General features: G+C 42.5%; 13 protein-coding genes. 4 read left to right on the forward strand and 9 right to left on the reverse strand.

The genetic code is table 11. From position 1 onward, the window contains the following. Nucleotides 1–11 precede the first annotated feature (11 nt). The 4 genes from ACAY00_RS02875 (at nt 12) to rraB (ending at nt 4,203) form a co-directional block, all read left to right on the forward strand. Nucleotides 12–419, forward strand: a complete 408-nt coding sequence (locus ACAY00_RS02875; protein ID WP_371376981.1) for a VOC family protein — start codon at nt 12–14, stop codon at nt 417–419. A gap of 229 nt (nt 420–648) precedes the next feature. Next, entirely contained in the window at nt 649–2,904 is a 2,256-nt protein-coding gene (gene parC, locus ACAY00_RS02880; protein ID WP_371376985.1) for a DNA topoisomerase IV subunit A, read from the forward strand. Nucleotides 2,905–3,058: 154 nt separating this feature from the next. Next, nucleotides 3,059–3,823 (forward strand): 1-acylglycerol-3-phosphate O-acyltransferase, encoded by a 765-nt coding sequence (locus tag ACAY00_RS02885; protein ID WP_371376988.1) that lies wholly within the window; start codon nt 3,059–3,061, stop codon nt 3,821–3,823. Next, on the forward strand, nt 3,820–4,203 hold the full coding sequence (rraB, locus tag ACAY00_RS02890; RefSeq protein WP_371376991.1) for a ribonuclease E inhibitor RraB: 384 nt from the start codon (nt 3,820–3,822) through the stop codon (nt 4,201–4,203). The genes ACAY00_RS02885 and rraB overlap by 4 nt, the downstream gene beginning before the upstream one ends. 44 nt (nt 4,204–4,247) lie before the next feature. Here the strand turns inward: rraB and ACAY00_RS02895 are convergent, their stop codons facing one another. The 9 genes from ACAY00_RS02895 to ACAY00_RS02935 form a co-directional block, all read right to left on the reverse strand. Beyond that, nucleotides 4,248–5,045 (reverse strand): DUF481 domain-containing protein, encoded by a 798-nt coding sequence (locus tag ACAY00_RS02895; protein WP_371376994.1) that lies wholly within the window; start codon nt 5,043–5,045, stop codon nt 4,248–4,250. A 210-nt stretch (nt 5,046–5,255) separates the two neighbouring features. Beyond that, on the reverse strand, nt 5,256–6,761 hold the full coding sequence (gene putP / locus ACAY00_RS02900; protein ID WP_371376997.1) for a sodium/proline symporter PutP: 1,506 nt from the start codon (nt 6,759–6,761) through the stop codon (nt 5,256–5,258). A gap of 211 nt (nt 6,762–6,972) precedes the next feature. Continuing rightward, nucleotides 6,973–7,686 (reverse strand): DUF3379 family protein, encoded by a 714-nt coding sequence (locus ACAY00_RS02905; protein ID WP_371377000.1) that lies wholly within the window; start codon nt 7,684–7,686, stop codon nt 6,973–6,975. Then, nucleotides 7,679–8,194, reverse strand: a complete 516-nt coding sequence (locus tag ACAY00_RS02910; protein WP_371377003.1) for a sigma-70 family RNA polymerase sigma factor — start codon at nt 8,192–8,194, stop codon at nt 7,679–7,681. Before ACAY00_RS02910 ends, ACAY00_RS02905 begins: the two co-directional genes overlap by 8 nt. A gap of 154 nt (nt 8,195–8,348) precedes the next feature. Then, nucleotides 8,349–9,977: a BatD family protein gene (locus ACAY00_RS02915; RefSeq protein WP_371377006.1), complete on the reverse strand. Its 1,629-nt coding sequence runs from the start codon at nt 9,975–9,977 to the stop codon at nt 8,349–8,351. Then, nucleotides 9,971–11,827, reverse strand: a complete 1,857-nt coding sequence (locus ACAY00_RS02920; protein WP_371377009.1) for a VWA domain-containing protein — start codon at nt 11,825–11,827, stop codon at nt 9,971–9,973. The genes ACAY00_RS02915 and ACAY00_RS02920 overlap by 7 nt, the downstream gene beginning before the upstream one ends. Next, nucleotides 11,827–12,843, reverse strand: a complete 1,017-nt coding sequence (locus tag ACAY00_RS02925; RefSeq protein WP_371377011.1) for a VWA domain-containing protein — start codon at nt 12,841–12,843, stop codon at nt 11,827–11,829. The genes ACAY00_RS02920 and ACAY00_RS02925 overlap by 1 nt, the downstream gene beginning before the upstream one ends. Then, nucleotides 12,836–13,324 (reverse strand): DUF4381 domain-containing protein, encoded by a 489-nt coding sequence (locus tag ACAY00_RS02930; protein WP_371377014.1) that lies wholly within the window; start codon nt 13,322–13,324, stop codon nt 12,836–12,838. Before ACAY00_RS02930 ends, ACAY00_RS02925 begins: the two co-directional genes overlap by 8 nt. Then, nucleotides 13,312–14,313 (reverse strand): DUF58 domain-containing protein, encoded by a 1,002-nt coding sequence (locus ACAY00_RS02935; RefSeq protein ID WP_371377017.1) that lies wholly within the window; start codon nt 14,311–14,313, stop codon nt 13,312–13,314. The genes ACAY00_RS02930 and ACAY00_RS02935 overlap by 13 nt, the downstream gene beginning before the upstream one ends. Between the last annotated feature and the right edge of the window lie 43 nt (nt 14,314–14,356).

A 14,356-nucleotide genomic window follows, 5' to 3' on the forward strand; every position in this document is an offset into this window, starting at 1 on the left:
AAGGATCCTTAATGCAACAACAAGACAAGACGTTATGCCATATTTCCATTGGTACTAACAGATTAAAACAAGCCACTGAATTTTATGATAAGTTATTGCCATTATTAGGCATTGAACGAGTGACCGCCCATGAGCAGTCGGTCGCTTATGGCAAAGGTTATCCGACTTTTTGGGTGCAAATTCCTTATGATCAACAGCCTGCTACGGTTGGTAATGGCAGTCATATCGGGTTTATGGCGACAAGTCGAGCGCAAGTGGATGCGTTTTATCATACAGCGCTCAAGCTTGGCGCAAAGTGCAATGGTAAACCGGGTCCTAGGCCCGAGTATGGTGAGCCATATTACGGCTGTTTCGTTATCGACCTAGATGGTCATCGCATTGAAGCCAGCTTTTGGGATGTAAATTATCAGCCGTCTTAGTTATGGTTAACGATGAAGTATCTTTTCACATTGATTGTCAATTTTGCCCCAACTCAAATAATTCTTGCACGTGATTATTAAATAGCGGTTTTGCATTGAGTTAATTTCGGCTAAAGTAGTAGACCAATTCGATTAAATCTTTGCCCACGCAGTAAAAATGTAATCGAGTAGGTCTTAGCCAATAATAAAAATATAAACATCGCTTTAATTTTAGGAACTTTCATTCATTATGTCTGACGCAATCGATTTAAGCCTTGATGGTATCGAACAGATGCCGCTAAGGCGTTTTACCGAGGATGCCTACCTCAATTATTCAATGTATGTGATTATGGATCGTGCCTTGCCACACATTGGGGATGGGTTAAAACCGGTACAACGACGCATTGTTTATGCAATGTCTGAGCTTGGCTTGAATGCAAGCGCTAAATATAAGAAATCGGCTCGTACTGTAGGTGACGTACTGGGTAAATTTCACCCTCATGGCGACTCCGCTTGTTATGAAGCCATGGTATTAATGGCACAACCCTTCTCGTACCGTTACCCATTGGTTGATGGTCAAGGGAACTGGGGGGCGCCCGATGATCCAAAATCGTTTGCTGCCATGCGTTATACCGAGTCGAAGCTGTCAAAATTTAGCGAAGTCTTATTATCCGAACTCGGTCAAGGTACAGTTGATTGGTCACCAAACTTTGATGGTACGATGAAAGAGCCTAAAACTTTACCGGCTCGACTCCCTCACATTTTATTAAATGGTATTACCGGTATTGCAGTCGGTATGGCAACAGATATTCCGCCGCACAATGTGCGAGAAGTGGCCGATGCTTGTGTGCATTTGATCGAAAATCCAAAAGCGGAACTGGCCGAAATTTGCGATATAGTAAAAGGTCCAGACTATCCGACAGATGCTGAAATCATTACCCCACGGGCGGATATTCAAAAGATTTATCAAACCGGTCGGGGTTCGATAAAAATGCGAGCGGTTTATGAAGTGGAGCAAGGTGATATTGTGATCACGGCATTACCACATCAAGCATCGGGAGCCAAAATCTTAGAGCAAATCGCAGCGCAAATGCAGGCTAAGAAACTTCCTATGGTGGTGGATTTGCGTGATGAGTCCGATCATGAAAACCCGACCCGTTTAGTTATCGTACCGCGTTCTAACCGAGTTGATGTCGAGCAAGTGATGCAACATTTATTTGCCACCACCGACTTGGAAAAAAATTATCGCATTAACCTTAATATATTAGGGTTAGACAATCGCCCAGCGGTTAAGAATCTTAGAGAGATTTTAGTTGAATGGCTAGAGTATCGCCGTGAAACCATTCGTCGACGATTGCAGTACCGCTTAGATAAAGTGCTGGCAAGGTTGCATATATTAGATGGTTTGCTGATTGCTTATCTCAATATCGATGAAGTCATTGCGATTATTCGTGAATACGACAACCCCAAAGAAGAGTTAATGACCCGCTTTGGTTTAAGTAAAACCCAAGCAGAAGCCATTCTTGAAATTAAACTTCGTCAGTTAGCCAAACTCGAAGAAATTAAGATCAGAGCTGAGCAGGAAGAACTTGCGAAAGAGCGTGATCAGATTGAAAAAATACTCGCGTCAAAAACCCGGATGAATACTTTAATGAAAAAGGAAATCTTGGCGGTCGCGAAAGAGCATGGTGATGATCGTCGCTCTAAAATGGTTGAGCGAGGCGAAGCCAAGGCCTTAGATGAAAAAGACCTGATGCCGTCAGAACCGGTTACTGTGGTGATCTCTGAAAAAGGTTGGGCAAGGGCCGCAAAAGGCCATGATATTGACCCGAAAGCCTTAAGTTATAAATCAGGCGATACCTATCTTACCTCAGTGAAAGGGCGCAGTAATCGGCCCGTGGTGTTTTTAGATTCATCGGGGCGCGCATTTGCGACCGAAGCCCACAGTCTGCCAAGTGCGCGCAGTCAAGGGGAACCGTTAACTGGGCGTTTTACCCCGGCTCCTGGTAACACCTTTACTCACTGTATTATGGGCAATGATGAGCAGAAATTCTTATTATCGAGCGATTCGGGCTATGGTTTTATTGGTAACTTTGCTGATATGGTCAGTCGTAATAAAAACGGTAAGGCGTTATTAACATTGCCAGAAGGTGCAAAAGTGATGTCACCTCAAGCTGTTAATGACATTGATAATAGCCTGTGTTTATCGATTACCACCGAAGGCCGAATGCTGTTATTCCCATTAAAAGACTTGCCTCAACTGAGTAAAGGTAAAGGGAATAAGATCATTAATATTCCAGCCGCTAGAGCAAAAAGTCGCGAAGAATTTGTTACCATTTTGACCGTGGTAGAGCAAGGTCAAGCCGTTACATTATATGCAGGTAAGCGCAAACTTACCCTAAAGCCGAGTGATTTAGAACATTATCGTGGCGAGCGTGGTCGACGAGGTAATAAGTTACCGCGAGGCTTACAACGGGTTGAGCGAGTCAGTATCGATGGCGAATAAGTCGTCGTCTTTTCACTATTTTTAAGAGTCAAAAAGCGCAGTTAGTCTCTGCGCTTTTTTTATGCTGAAAAACAAATTTACCCAATTATCAGATATCTTTCATAATTGGTAATAGTGTATAATTTGCGCCAACTTAAATCATTTGGAATCTATTGTGTTAGCTGTTGTTCGCCTGATCCTTATTACCATTGCGCTTTTAACCATTAGCCTGTGTTCAATTGTATATTGTATTTTTCGACCTGGGCATCGTAACAATGCTCATTATACTGCCGTCATTGTGGGTAAAATGGCCAAAATTTTTGGAATAGACGTTGAAATTCGTCGCCCAGAAAATCTTGAGGAGTTAGGACCAACCGTTTACGTGGCTAATCATCAAAACTCCTATGATATTTTTACCGTTAGTGCAGGCATGCCAAAAGGTACAGTAAGTATTGGTAAGAAAAGTCTGCGTTGGATCCCATTTTTTGGTCAAATGTATTGGTTTACCGGAAACATTTTGATTGACCGTGGTAATCGCTCAAAAGCCCATGGCACCATAGCGACCGCAGCGCGCAAAATGCGCGAAAAGAACATTTCTGTTTGGTTATTTCCAGAAGGTACCAGAAGTTATGGTCGGGGGTTATTACCGTTTAAAACCGGCGCTTTTCATACCGCTAAACAAGCCAATGCCCCCATCGTGCCAGTATGTGTAAGCAATACCCATAACATGGTTGATCTAAACCGTTGGAACAATGGAAAAATGATCATTGAATTTATGCCTCCATTTCGTTTAGAAGATGGTGACAATCAATCGATTCGCCATGTAGCGAATAATACGCATGAGTTAATGCTAGCGAAAATCAAGGAATTAAGCATTGAAGCAGGCAACCCATTAACCTTAAATTTTGATGACAATGTGACTAAGGCAGAACAATCATGAGCAATGAACAAGAGCTGGGTTTATCCGAAGCGCAAGAGCAAGAATTACAAGAATGGTTTGCCCATACCGAATCTTTGGTTAATGAGCTCATTGATGATGGCTCAAACCAAGAAAAGATGCACACCATAGAACATCATTTTGCCAGTTCAAACTTTGAAGTGTTAGAAGCGGCAGCGATTTCGGCCTTTAAATTAGGCCTAGAAGTTGATGATCCAGAAGAAGCTGTGTTAGAAAATGGGGCGCGGGTTTTCGCCTTTGACATCATTACCGAATCACCATTAGACCTAGATGATTTGTTAGAAGAAACTCAGCAAATGTATCTATTGGCTAAACAGTGCAAAGTTGAGTACGATGGCTGGGGCACCTACTTTGAAGAATAAACAAAGGCTGCATTAACGCAGCCTTTTTTGTCTTTATGGTGGCGCTAAAAAGAGTATTTAGCGGCTAATATAAATAACTTATCTGTTTTTTCGGGTAAGACGCCGTCTTCATCTGGAATTGGGTAATCAACTCGGTCAACGACTAATTTAGCATCCAAACTTAAATTACCGATAAGACTAATATTAAAGCCGGTTTCTAGATGATCGATGCGCTTACCGGCATCCTCTTTTACAAACTTACCCTCATAAAGTAAAAAGTACTTAATATCTTCAGAAATTAGGTATTCCAATTGAGTACCAATTAGCAGAACCGGTGTTGACACGGTGTCATCTTCACCAGCTTCTACCTCATCGTATTTGGTGTACTGCATACTTGGACCTGCAAGCACATCCCAGCGAAAGTCTGGTTGATCATAAATTTTATAACCAACAGCCACACCTAAAGTGGCTTGATGACTGATGTTCTTAAAGGTATCGGTAAAGTACTCAAAGCTGGGCAATCTAAAAAAAACTCTCTCAGAATAGTCCAAATCATAGGCAGCATTGAGTCGGTGATTGCGTTCAGTGACTTCACTCTCATCGGTGGCAGTATCGGTTACTTTGGCAAAAATCCCAAGATACTTAGCACTAAAACGATCGTTTTCGGTTTTTCGTTCGGTACTTGCAGACATGGTGTAATCAGTGCGTTCGGAGTTGCCATCTTTATAATTTAAACCCGCTGAAATATCACTTTGCCATTTTGAGGCGCTGGACTCTTGAGCGAAAAGCAAAGGATTGATTGAAAACAAAAGTAAGAAAGCCAAGGCCATTAACTTTGGTTTGGCATAAATTGTGTTTTGCATAATGATTCCTATTTTTTATTCTTGCTACTTTTAGGATAGGCGAAATTTAATAAAGTACATAAGTTATTGATAAGTATTACTTCATGGGCTATGTGTAGGGATAAAGCAAGAGAGACAACGTGAGATTAGCGGAAATAAAAAAGGTCAATAATCACCGTGATTATTGACCTTATAAAATGAGTTATGTGATTCACTGTTCGATTAAAGTGCTTACGAAGGCGAATTTACCGCCTTGGTTGTCGCCAAGCTAAACTGCCGGTTTAAATCAGAAAAGACTTGCTCACTGTGCTTATCTAAATCTTGACTTAATAAACTCACGACATAACCTGATAACATGGCAATAGTAAAACCCGGAATGATTTCATAAAGATTAAAGAAACCACCATACTGGGCTAGCATCGGCCAAATAAAGACCACCAATGCACCGGATGCGATTGAGGCTAAAGCACCATGGCGAGTAAACCTAGCCCAAAACAATGACAATAAAATGGTTGGTCCAAAGGCACTGCCAAATCCGGCCCAAGCATAGCTGACTAGACCTAAAACGGAGCTTTGTGGATCAAGAGCGATAATTGTCGCTATGATGGCAATGCATAATAGTGAAAGTCTCGATAGCCAGACTAATCGCTGTTCACTGGCTTGACGCTTACTGATGTTCTTGTAAAAGTCTTCAATAATGATACTTGAACAAACTAAAAGTTGAGAGTCTATGGTGCTCATAATCGCAGAAAGAATGGCGGCAATAATGACACCAGCAACCCAAGGATTTAATAACGCCTTCGACATAAAAATAAAAATGGTTTCTGGGTTCTCTAGTGGTTGCTCAGCGTAATATGCGATGCCAACAAGTCCAACGGCTAATGCGCCAATCAGTGAACACAGCATCCAGAGCATGGCAATGTTACGTGATTTAGGAATGTCATCAACGCTGCGAATAGCCATAAATCGTGACAATATATGAGGTTGGCCAAAGTAGCCCAGTCCCCAAGCTATTAAGGAAAGAAAACCAATCCAACTAAAGCCTTGAAATACGTTAAAGTAATCAGGGTTGATCGCTTTTATAGTGTGCAACGTGGTATCGATTCCACCCAATTCGTTGATCGCAACAATAGGCAATAACACCAATGCGATTAACATCAGGCAACCTTGAAAAAAGTCGGTCCAACTGACGGCCAAAAAGCCACCTAAAAAGGTATATGAAACAATGACCAAAGCACCAATAATTAACGCACTTAGGTACTCAAGGCCAAAAACTTTTTCAAATAAAATTGCCCCACCGACAAGACCAGAAGAGACATAAAAAGTGAAAAATATGAGTATGGTGATGGCCGATAAATAACGGAGAAAATGCGATTTATCATTAAATCTATTTTCAAGAAATTCGGGAATAGTAAGCGCATCGCCAGCTTTTTGAGTAAACGCGCGTAACCTTGGTGCCACCAGTAGCCAGTTAAAAAAAGCGCCAATAACTAAGCCCACGCCAATCCATACTTCACTGCTTCCAGATAAATAAATAGCGCCAGGCAATCCTAACAGTAACCAACCGCTCATATCAGAGGCTCCCACACTTAATGCGGTGACCGCCGGTCCTAATTGGCGACCACCGAGAATATAATCGCTCAACGTTGTGGTGGCTCTGTACGCGATGTAGCCGATGAATAAAGTGGTCAGTAAATAACCTATGAAGGTGGTGATTAAGGGAAGTTCTAATTGCATATTGTTATTGTTGTTTAGATTTGATTGACCTTATATTAACAAGCCTGCAACGTCTAAGCTAGAACTGTAAAGCAAGTATCTAACTCAGGCAAAAGAATATACCTTTATTGCTTCGCATCAACGTTTATCCCTTTAGCATAAAGCTAAAAAGACATTAGTGTAACTTAACCATGTTAGGGGAGGTGTAAAACGAGCTCTTAGGTGATTCGTCTTATATTGACCTTTGCAGGTTTTGTTCGATGCTGCTTTGCCATTGTTGTAGTGGTTCTCGTTTATCCCCCATAATGATGACGTGGCCAAAGGCATGTTCAGATGCAAGGCCGTGGACCGCTTCAGTGGTAAAATGGTTGCTAAAACGTAAGTGTTTAGATTTAGGCAAAATAAATACAGTGATGTTGTCATACTTTCCTTCAAACACTAAGTGAATCGAGTCGAGTCCATCAAAATAACAATCGTCAATAGATATTAAATTTCCAACTAAATCAGAAAATTGAAGCTTTAAATCGGCAAGTTCACGGTTTATTGTTGCCAGTGAATAGTTTATTGTCGCAATCTGACTAAAATTATCTTTTTCATGATTGTAATGGGCAAGAGAGTAATCTGCTATGCTCGAATAGACTGGGCTTGAGTTGATAAAATTTACCCCAATGGCTACCGCTAACACTACCGATGCTGCCATGGCTAAGTGCACTTTAGAACGACGTTTTGATTGTTGGTGAGCGGCCATACTTTGTTTTAGAATCAGCCTTTGAGCTAAAGTGTCAGGCACTTCTACCTGTAACGCAGACGCAATGCGTTGATCGATGTGCTTAAGCTCTTGCGCCAATGCTTGTCGTTGACGGTCATCTTTTTTAGCCGCCTCTATCTCCGCATCTTTGCTATTGGGGGCGGCAAATAAACGCCTACGAAATTCTAAATCATCCATTGCCTTGCCTCTTTGACGTTTTATTCGTGTTAATTGCTGCGCGCAGTTTATTGCGGGCGCGGAACAATCGCGTCATCACGGTGTTTTTATTTAATCCCAACATGGTCGCAATTTCATCACCACTAAAACCGCCTAAAACCTGTAACACTAAGGGTTCTTTGTATTCAGGCTCTAATTTGGTTATCTTGTCTCTTAGCCATTGTGTTTCTTGTCTTTGTTCTGTTGATGAACTGATGTGATCAACGATTTCATCTTCTTGGTATTCGCTCATCTTAAATTGTTTGCGTTCAAAGCGACGTGCGTTTTCGCGGCGTAATATAGTGATCAGCCATGATTTTGCCGAATGTTCATCTTTTAAAGAGTCTAACGCCCGCCACGCTCGCAAGAAGGTTTCTTGAACTAAGTCTTCAGCAATATGCTGGTCGTGCACCAACCAGTAGGCGTAGCGGTACAAATCCGCATGCAATGCGTTGACCAATGCCTCGTATCTTACTTGTTTTGTTGTCATATCTTTAAAGACCCTGCACTGCGGTATTTTATTTCCAGATTATTTTATTTTTAGCCTAAGTCACTTATGGCAAGCTGTTTTAGGCCTGAAAATAAAAAAGCCACATCATTATGTGGCTTTTAAGAGTATAGACCCTAACTCACGATCTTTGGTCTTAAGGATTCAAGGCGATTTCAACGTGTTGCTTTTGGGTGGTCTTTGTTTGCAATCGTGACAGTACTTTGTGCATCCTTGTACCATCCCATTGTCCTGATTGGTGGGAGTAATATTGCTTTTGTAGTGCCGTTAATTGTTGATCAAACTCGACGTCGTTGATGGTTTTTTGCACATCTGTTAGGTTGCTTAAATTTTGTTGGTAAAGCTCGGATGCCCATACTGGCAACAGTTGTAATACTTTTTCGCCATCGCCTTGTCGACACGCTGCGATCAATTTTAAGTAGTTTTGCTTTTCTTCTGGGGCAAACAGTGGTTTTGATAAACGCATCTTGCCCTTTAGTTTTGCCGTATATAACCAAGCGAATGCGGTCAATAACCAGCCAGCTAAAAACAGCCATTGCAAGCTGGTATTATAAACCGTTTTTACCTGTACCGGCTCTTGGGGCAAATTATTAACCGCAAAGGTTGGGTTACTGACCCCATTTATGGTGATAGTTTTGGCTGGGATTATGGCGTTTTCGATTTTATTTAATTTGGTATTCCACCATGGGATCACCAGTTCAGGTATGGTGTAGGTGCCAGCTTGAGTAGGCACGATGGCAAACTCTTGAGTTTTACGGCTGATCACTGTGTCTGTTTGCACACCTGAAGTTGCTTGGGCCTGATCAGGGTATATTTTTATTTGCTCAGGTGCTTCAAAGTTTATTTCAGGCAGTTGCTCTTCTGTTAAACCTGCAGCGGTAATCGTAATTTGACGCGTAATAGGCTCACCAAGTTCATAGCTCTTGGCATCGGTTGGCCAGTTATCTTCAACCACGATCAAGTCACTTGGTAGCCAGTCCCCTGTGAAGTTTTCAGGAATAGGCTTGACCTTAATGTCTAATTGTAAAGGACGCACGCTAACGGGTTTTCCGCGTTCTATTGAAGCAAATAATGAGCGTTGAGGAGCCGTTATTATTTCGCCGTTAAACATTGAGCTATGTAACACAAACTGGCCACTGCTTTCGGGCTTAATTAAATATACACGCTCAAAAGTACGGTAGCGGCGGCCATCAATAATCTCCATGCTTTCAGTATCTTGACCAAGCTGTTGAATTTGCGCACCGGTCATTTTGGGCTCGGATAACGTACCGCGTTTTAATTCCGCGGCTAAATGCAGTTTGACTTTTAAAGTAAATGTTTGTTGTACGTAAACATCAGAAGCACTGGCTTGTGCTGTGATAAATACATCGCGCTGTGCTTTGCCTGCACTATTGCCACGTTGTATCACATCTAGGTTAATGGGGTTTGACTGCACCCCATCTATGGTAAATGCAGGAATGATAACGCTACCGGCCGCTTTCGGTGTTAGTAAGGTTGTCCAGCGAGTTGAACGTGTGGTTTCAAAATTGATCATGCTGGTTTGGCTGCTGACCGACGTATTGCCTACGTAAAAGTTTTGTTCAAGAGCCGAAGGGTCAAAGGCATCCGCAGATACAGAACCGTTTGCAACAATGGTTAAGACAATCGATTCATCGGCAAAGGCTGGATTTTTATCAACCGAAGCACTCACTTCGGTGGTGGCTTTTGCTTGTAGGGTGAGGGTAGCCATGAATACAAATAGGATAAGGTTAATTATTTTTACCACTTTTCTTTTACTCCAATACTGCTTCGATTATGACGGCGCTTTTGATATTCCAGACGCATTTTATTACGTAACAATAAATTAGGATCATCGGTTACTTTACGTAAAAGTTGTTGGTGTTTTTGATTCTCTTCTTCGCTTTGTTGGCTATCTTCTTCACTTATCCCAGCCTGTTGCTGTAGTGATGGTTCTTGTTCATCGCTCTGAGCGTGCTCAGGTTGAGCCTTTGCTTCTTGCTCTTGCTCATTCTGTTGTTGCTCACTTTTTTGTTGTTGCTCGTTTGTCTGTTGTTGCTGGTTTGGCTCTGAAGGCTGTGATGACGAGTCTTGTTGCTGCGAATCTTCAGATGGCTCGGACGGTTCAGAATCTTGTTGTTGATTTTGTTGGTTCGGTTTTTGTTCGTTATCTTGCTGTTCCTGTTCCTGTTCCTGTTCCTGTTCCTGTTCCTGTTCCTGTTGATTTGGATCTTGTTGCTGGTTTTCTTGCTGTTCTTTTAACTGTTCAACAAGCTCTTTATTGGCTAACGCATCAGCATGATTTGGCGCTTGAGCAAGCACTTGTTCATATTTTTCGATGGCTTGGTCAAATTTTCCCATCTTCGCTAAGGTATTACCTTGGTTGTAAGATGATGCTATAGACGGGTGCTTTTGATATTCAACAAGAGCCTGTTCAAATTCACCTGCGCGGTACAAGCTACCGGCTTTCCATAATGGGTCGTTAAATAGCTCTGCGGCTTGTTTAAACTCAGAATTGGCGAATTTTTGGCTACCTTGTTGATCACTGGTTTGCCACAGGTCATCCCAAATATTGGCGCTGGCAGGTTTCGGGCTAACGCTGGCAACGATGATTGAGGTTAAAATCAATGGGGTAAATAACGCGCCACGACGAAAGTAACCAAGAAGTAACGGCAGGGTCAATAACACTAGGTAGGGACCAAATTCTTGCCATTGATCACCAAGGTTGTTTTCTTGCTCAGCTTTTTTTTGTGCTTTGGCCATGGGTAATTCACTCAAGTGTTCGATATCGCTGTCATCAGGTGTGATAACGCTGAACTTGCCATTGCCGTTATTTGCTATACCAGCAAGCATGCGAGGGCTTAATTTAGGAATAACGATATTGCCGCCTCTATCTTTCATTAACTCACCATTAGCTAACGTAATTGGTGCTCCTTGCTCAGTGCCTACGGCAAGGATATTAACTCGGTGGTTATGTTCACGGACAAAATCATTTAAGTCTTTTAGCTCATCACTACTGATGCCATCGGTGAGCCAATAAATATCGCCTTCAAGATGGCCTGCGTTAAGTAACATCTCATTGGCTAACATTAAAGCCGGTAATGGGTTAGAACCCAATTCAGGCATAATATCGGGAGCTAAAGACGGTAATAGCAATGTAATGTTGTTGATATCAGGGGTTAATGGGCTAATAGTAAACGCATCACCTGCGTAGGCAATCAACCCCATATCGCCTTCATTGATGGCTTCAACCAAGCTCATCGCCTTATAACGAGCGCGGGTTAAACGGTTTGGCTTTATATCGGTTGCTAACATTGAAAACGACATATCCATCACTAAAACTGAACCTCGTTCGACGTCAAAAACCGGTTGAGGGATCTTTTGCCAGGTCGGCCCGGCAAGGGCAAGAATAAGCAAACTGCCGGCAATGGCTGGCGGTAATATTGACATCGGCTTTTGTGGCTCACTGCTACTAAGGAGCATGGATGTTAGGTGCGATGGGATCACCTTGTGCCAAGCCGAGGCGGAAATACGCAACATTTTGAGTTGGCGTAATAACAAGAATAAGCCGATAAAGGCAAACAACCAAAGTGGTCTTAAAAAATGAAAATCGTCCATTAAGGCACCTCCGATTGTTGCTTATTGGTGGGGATAAAATGGAACTGACTGTACTGCATCAATAACATCTGGATAAAAATTAATGTCAGCGCAAGAGCCAAAGGATAATAGAATAACGCGGTGAGCGGGCGCATTTGTTCAACATCTTGTTCGACGGGTTCGAGTTGATCCAGCATCTGATATATTCGAGCCATCGACTCACTGTTTTTCGCCCTAAAATAAGTGCCGTTGGTTTGCTCTGCAATTTTAGCTAAGGTGTTTTCATCCAAATCACGCGATGGGTTTACTTTGCGGTTACCAAATAATGAACGCTCCATCATGACGTCGGCACCAATACCAATGGTATAAACGGTGACGTCTTTTGCTACGGCAAGCTCTAAGGCTTGCTCAGGGCTGATTTTTCCCGATGTATTTTGACCATCGGTAACCAATAACAACACCCGATTGGATTCTTCTTTATTAATAAAACGCTTTATCGCTAACCCCATGGCATCGCCAATGGCGGTTTTTTTGCCTACCAAACCGATAACCGCTTCATCCAGCATTTGGGCCACTGTTTGCCTGTCATAGGTCATTGGGGTTTGCATATACGCGTCATCACCAAATAAAATTAACCCTATGCGATCGCCTTGTCGGCGCTCAATAAAGTCGCCAAGTAAGGACTTTAACATGGTCAGTCGGTCGACCTGTTGCCCGTTTAATTGCATATCTTCAATACTCATACTGCCTGACAAGTCCACCGCAATCATCATTTCACGACCTTCGGTTGGCACTTCGACAATATCGCCTAGCCATTGTGGTCGAGTGGTGGCAAGGACCAACAAGAACCATATCAAAGCGGCAAACCAGATAGGGACATTTTGTCTACCTGAGACGGTCACTTTTGAACGCACACCGGGCAGTAATACGGGCACTTTAAGGGCCGCTGAGTCCGCATTTTTCTTTGGTGATAAAAAGTAAACGACAAAGGGCAATAACAATAAGGTAAAACACCAAGGCCAAGCGAAACTAATCATTTGCAGCCTCCAATTTGACTTGTTGCTTGGGCAGTAACGCGGCGTTGTTTAACCAATAAATAGCCGCCTGTTGGAACTCGCTGGCATGCAAATCGACCGATGACTTTCGATAGCAACGGGTAATGGCTTTTTCAGCTTGTTGCACAAACGCCTGTTGTTTGTCTTTAGCCAGTTTACTGGTAAAAAAGTCGAGCAACTCATTGCTGTATTTACTGGCAACGTCTTGTCGGTTGTAATAATGCATGCTTGCCCATTTTAATAACGATAATATTTGTACCGTTGTTAATGACTGTTGCGTGCTTAACTGTTTAAGCGCTTGGCGCTTTACTTTACTGAGCTCGCGTTGTTTTAACAATGCACGTAGCAGCAGTACGACTGCGCTAATAGATAACAAAACCAATATCCACCAGCCTGGCGCAAGAGGCCAAAAGCCAACTTGCTCAGGCAAATGAATGTCTTTCAATTGTGCTAACGGATCCAAGATTCAACTCCCGCTTTCAATTGTTGTTCAATGCTTTGACCTGCACTAAATTGGATAAAACGTGCTCCAGCTTTTTGAAACATACGTTGTTTTAATTTGGTCGAAATTAATGCCTGTTGCTGGTAGGTTTGAGCGGTTTTGGCATCACCTAACACCAAGCGTTGCTTGTTTTCACCATCGGTAACCGATACCGATGCTTTTTGCGTACTCTTTGGTAGCGCTAATTCAAGCGGGTCAATAATTTGACATACCACCAGCTCACAATGGCGACTTATTTGAGACAATGGCAATAATGCGGCTTCATCAAAATGACTGCCATCGGTGATTAGATAAACCAAAGAGCCCGGTCGAGAAAGCTGTCTAAGTCGATTACAGTTTTCGACAAAGTAGGAATCTTCTCCCGGTTGCTCTTGCTGCCAATTAGCCAGGCCTTGGTTGTGCAGTTCCTCTAAAGCATGCAAGTAATGTAATACACCGTGTTGACGACTTCTGGGTTTTAATTCTTTGTGGTTACTTTCATTAAAAACCAAGCCGCCGATTCTATCGCCACGCTTTTTGGCATGCCATGCAACTAGGCTCGCTATATGTGATGCTTGCACTGATTTAAATAATAAGCGCGAGCCAAAAAACATGCTTTGACCAAAGTCGGTAGCTATCAATACCGGACGCTCAACCTCTTCTTTATAGAGTTTGGTGTGCGTTTTACCGGTGCGCGCAGTGACGCGCCAATCAATGGCTCTGATGTCATCACCAGTTTGATAATGCCTAACTTCATCAAATTCCATACCTCGGCCTTTTGTTCGGGCAAGGTAGTTACCTGATAAGTGCCCCTCAATCGCCTTTTTAGGCGCTAAGTTTAATAAGGACGATTTGCTTTGATAGCGCATTAACTCATCTATGGTTAGATGAATACCATCGCTTTTTAGTTCTCCAAGGAGCTCTTTAATACCTTGATTTACGTCTGTCTTAAGGTGTTTCTTCCACCACATACAAGATCCCTGATCTAAATGCTATCGTTACTCAGTTTCGAAT

The sequence above is a fragment of the Thalassotalea sp. 273M-4 genome (assembly GCF_041410465.1).
Lineage (GTDB): Bacteria > Pseudomonadota > Gammaproteobacteria > Enterobacterales > Alteromonadaceae > Thalassotalea_A > Thalassotalea_A aquiviva.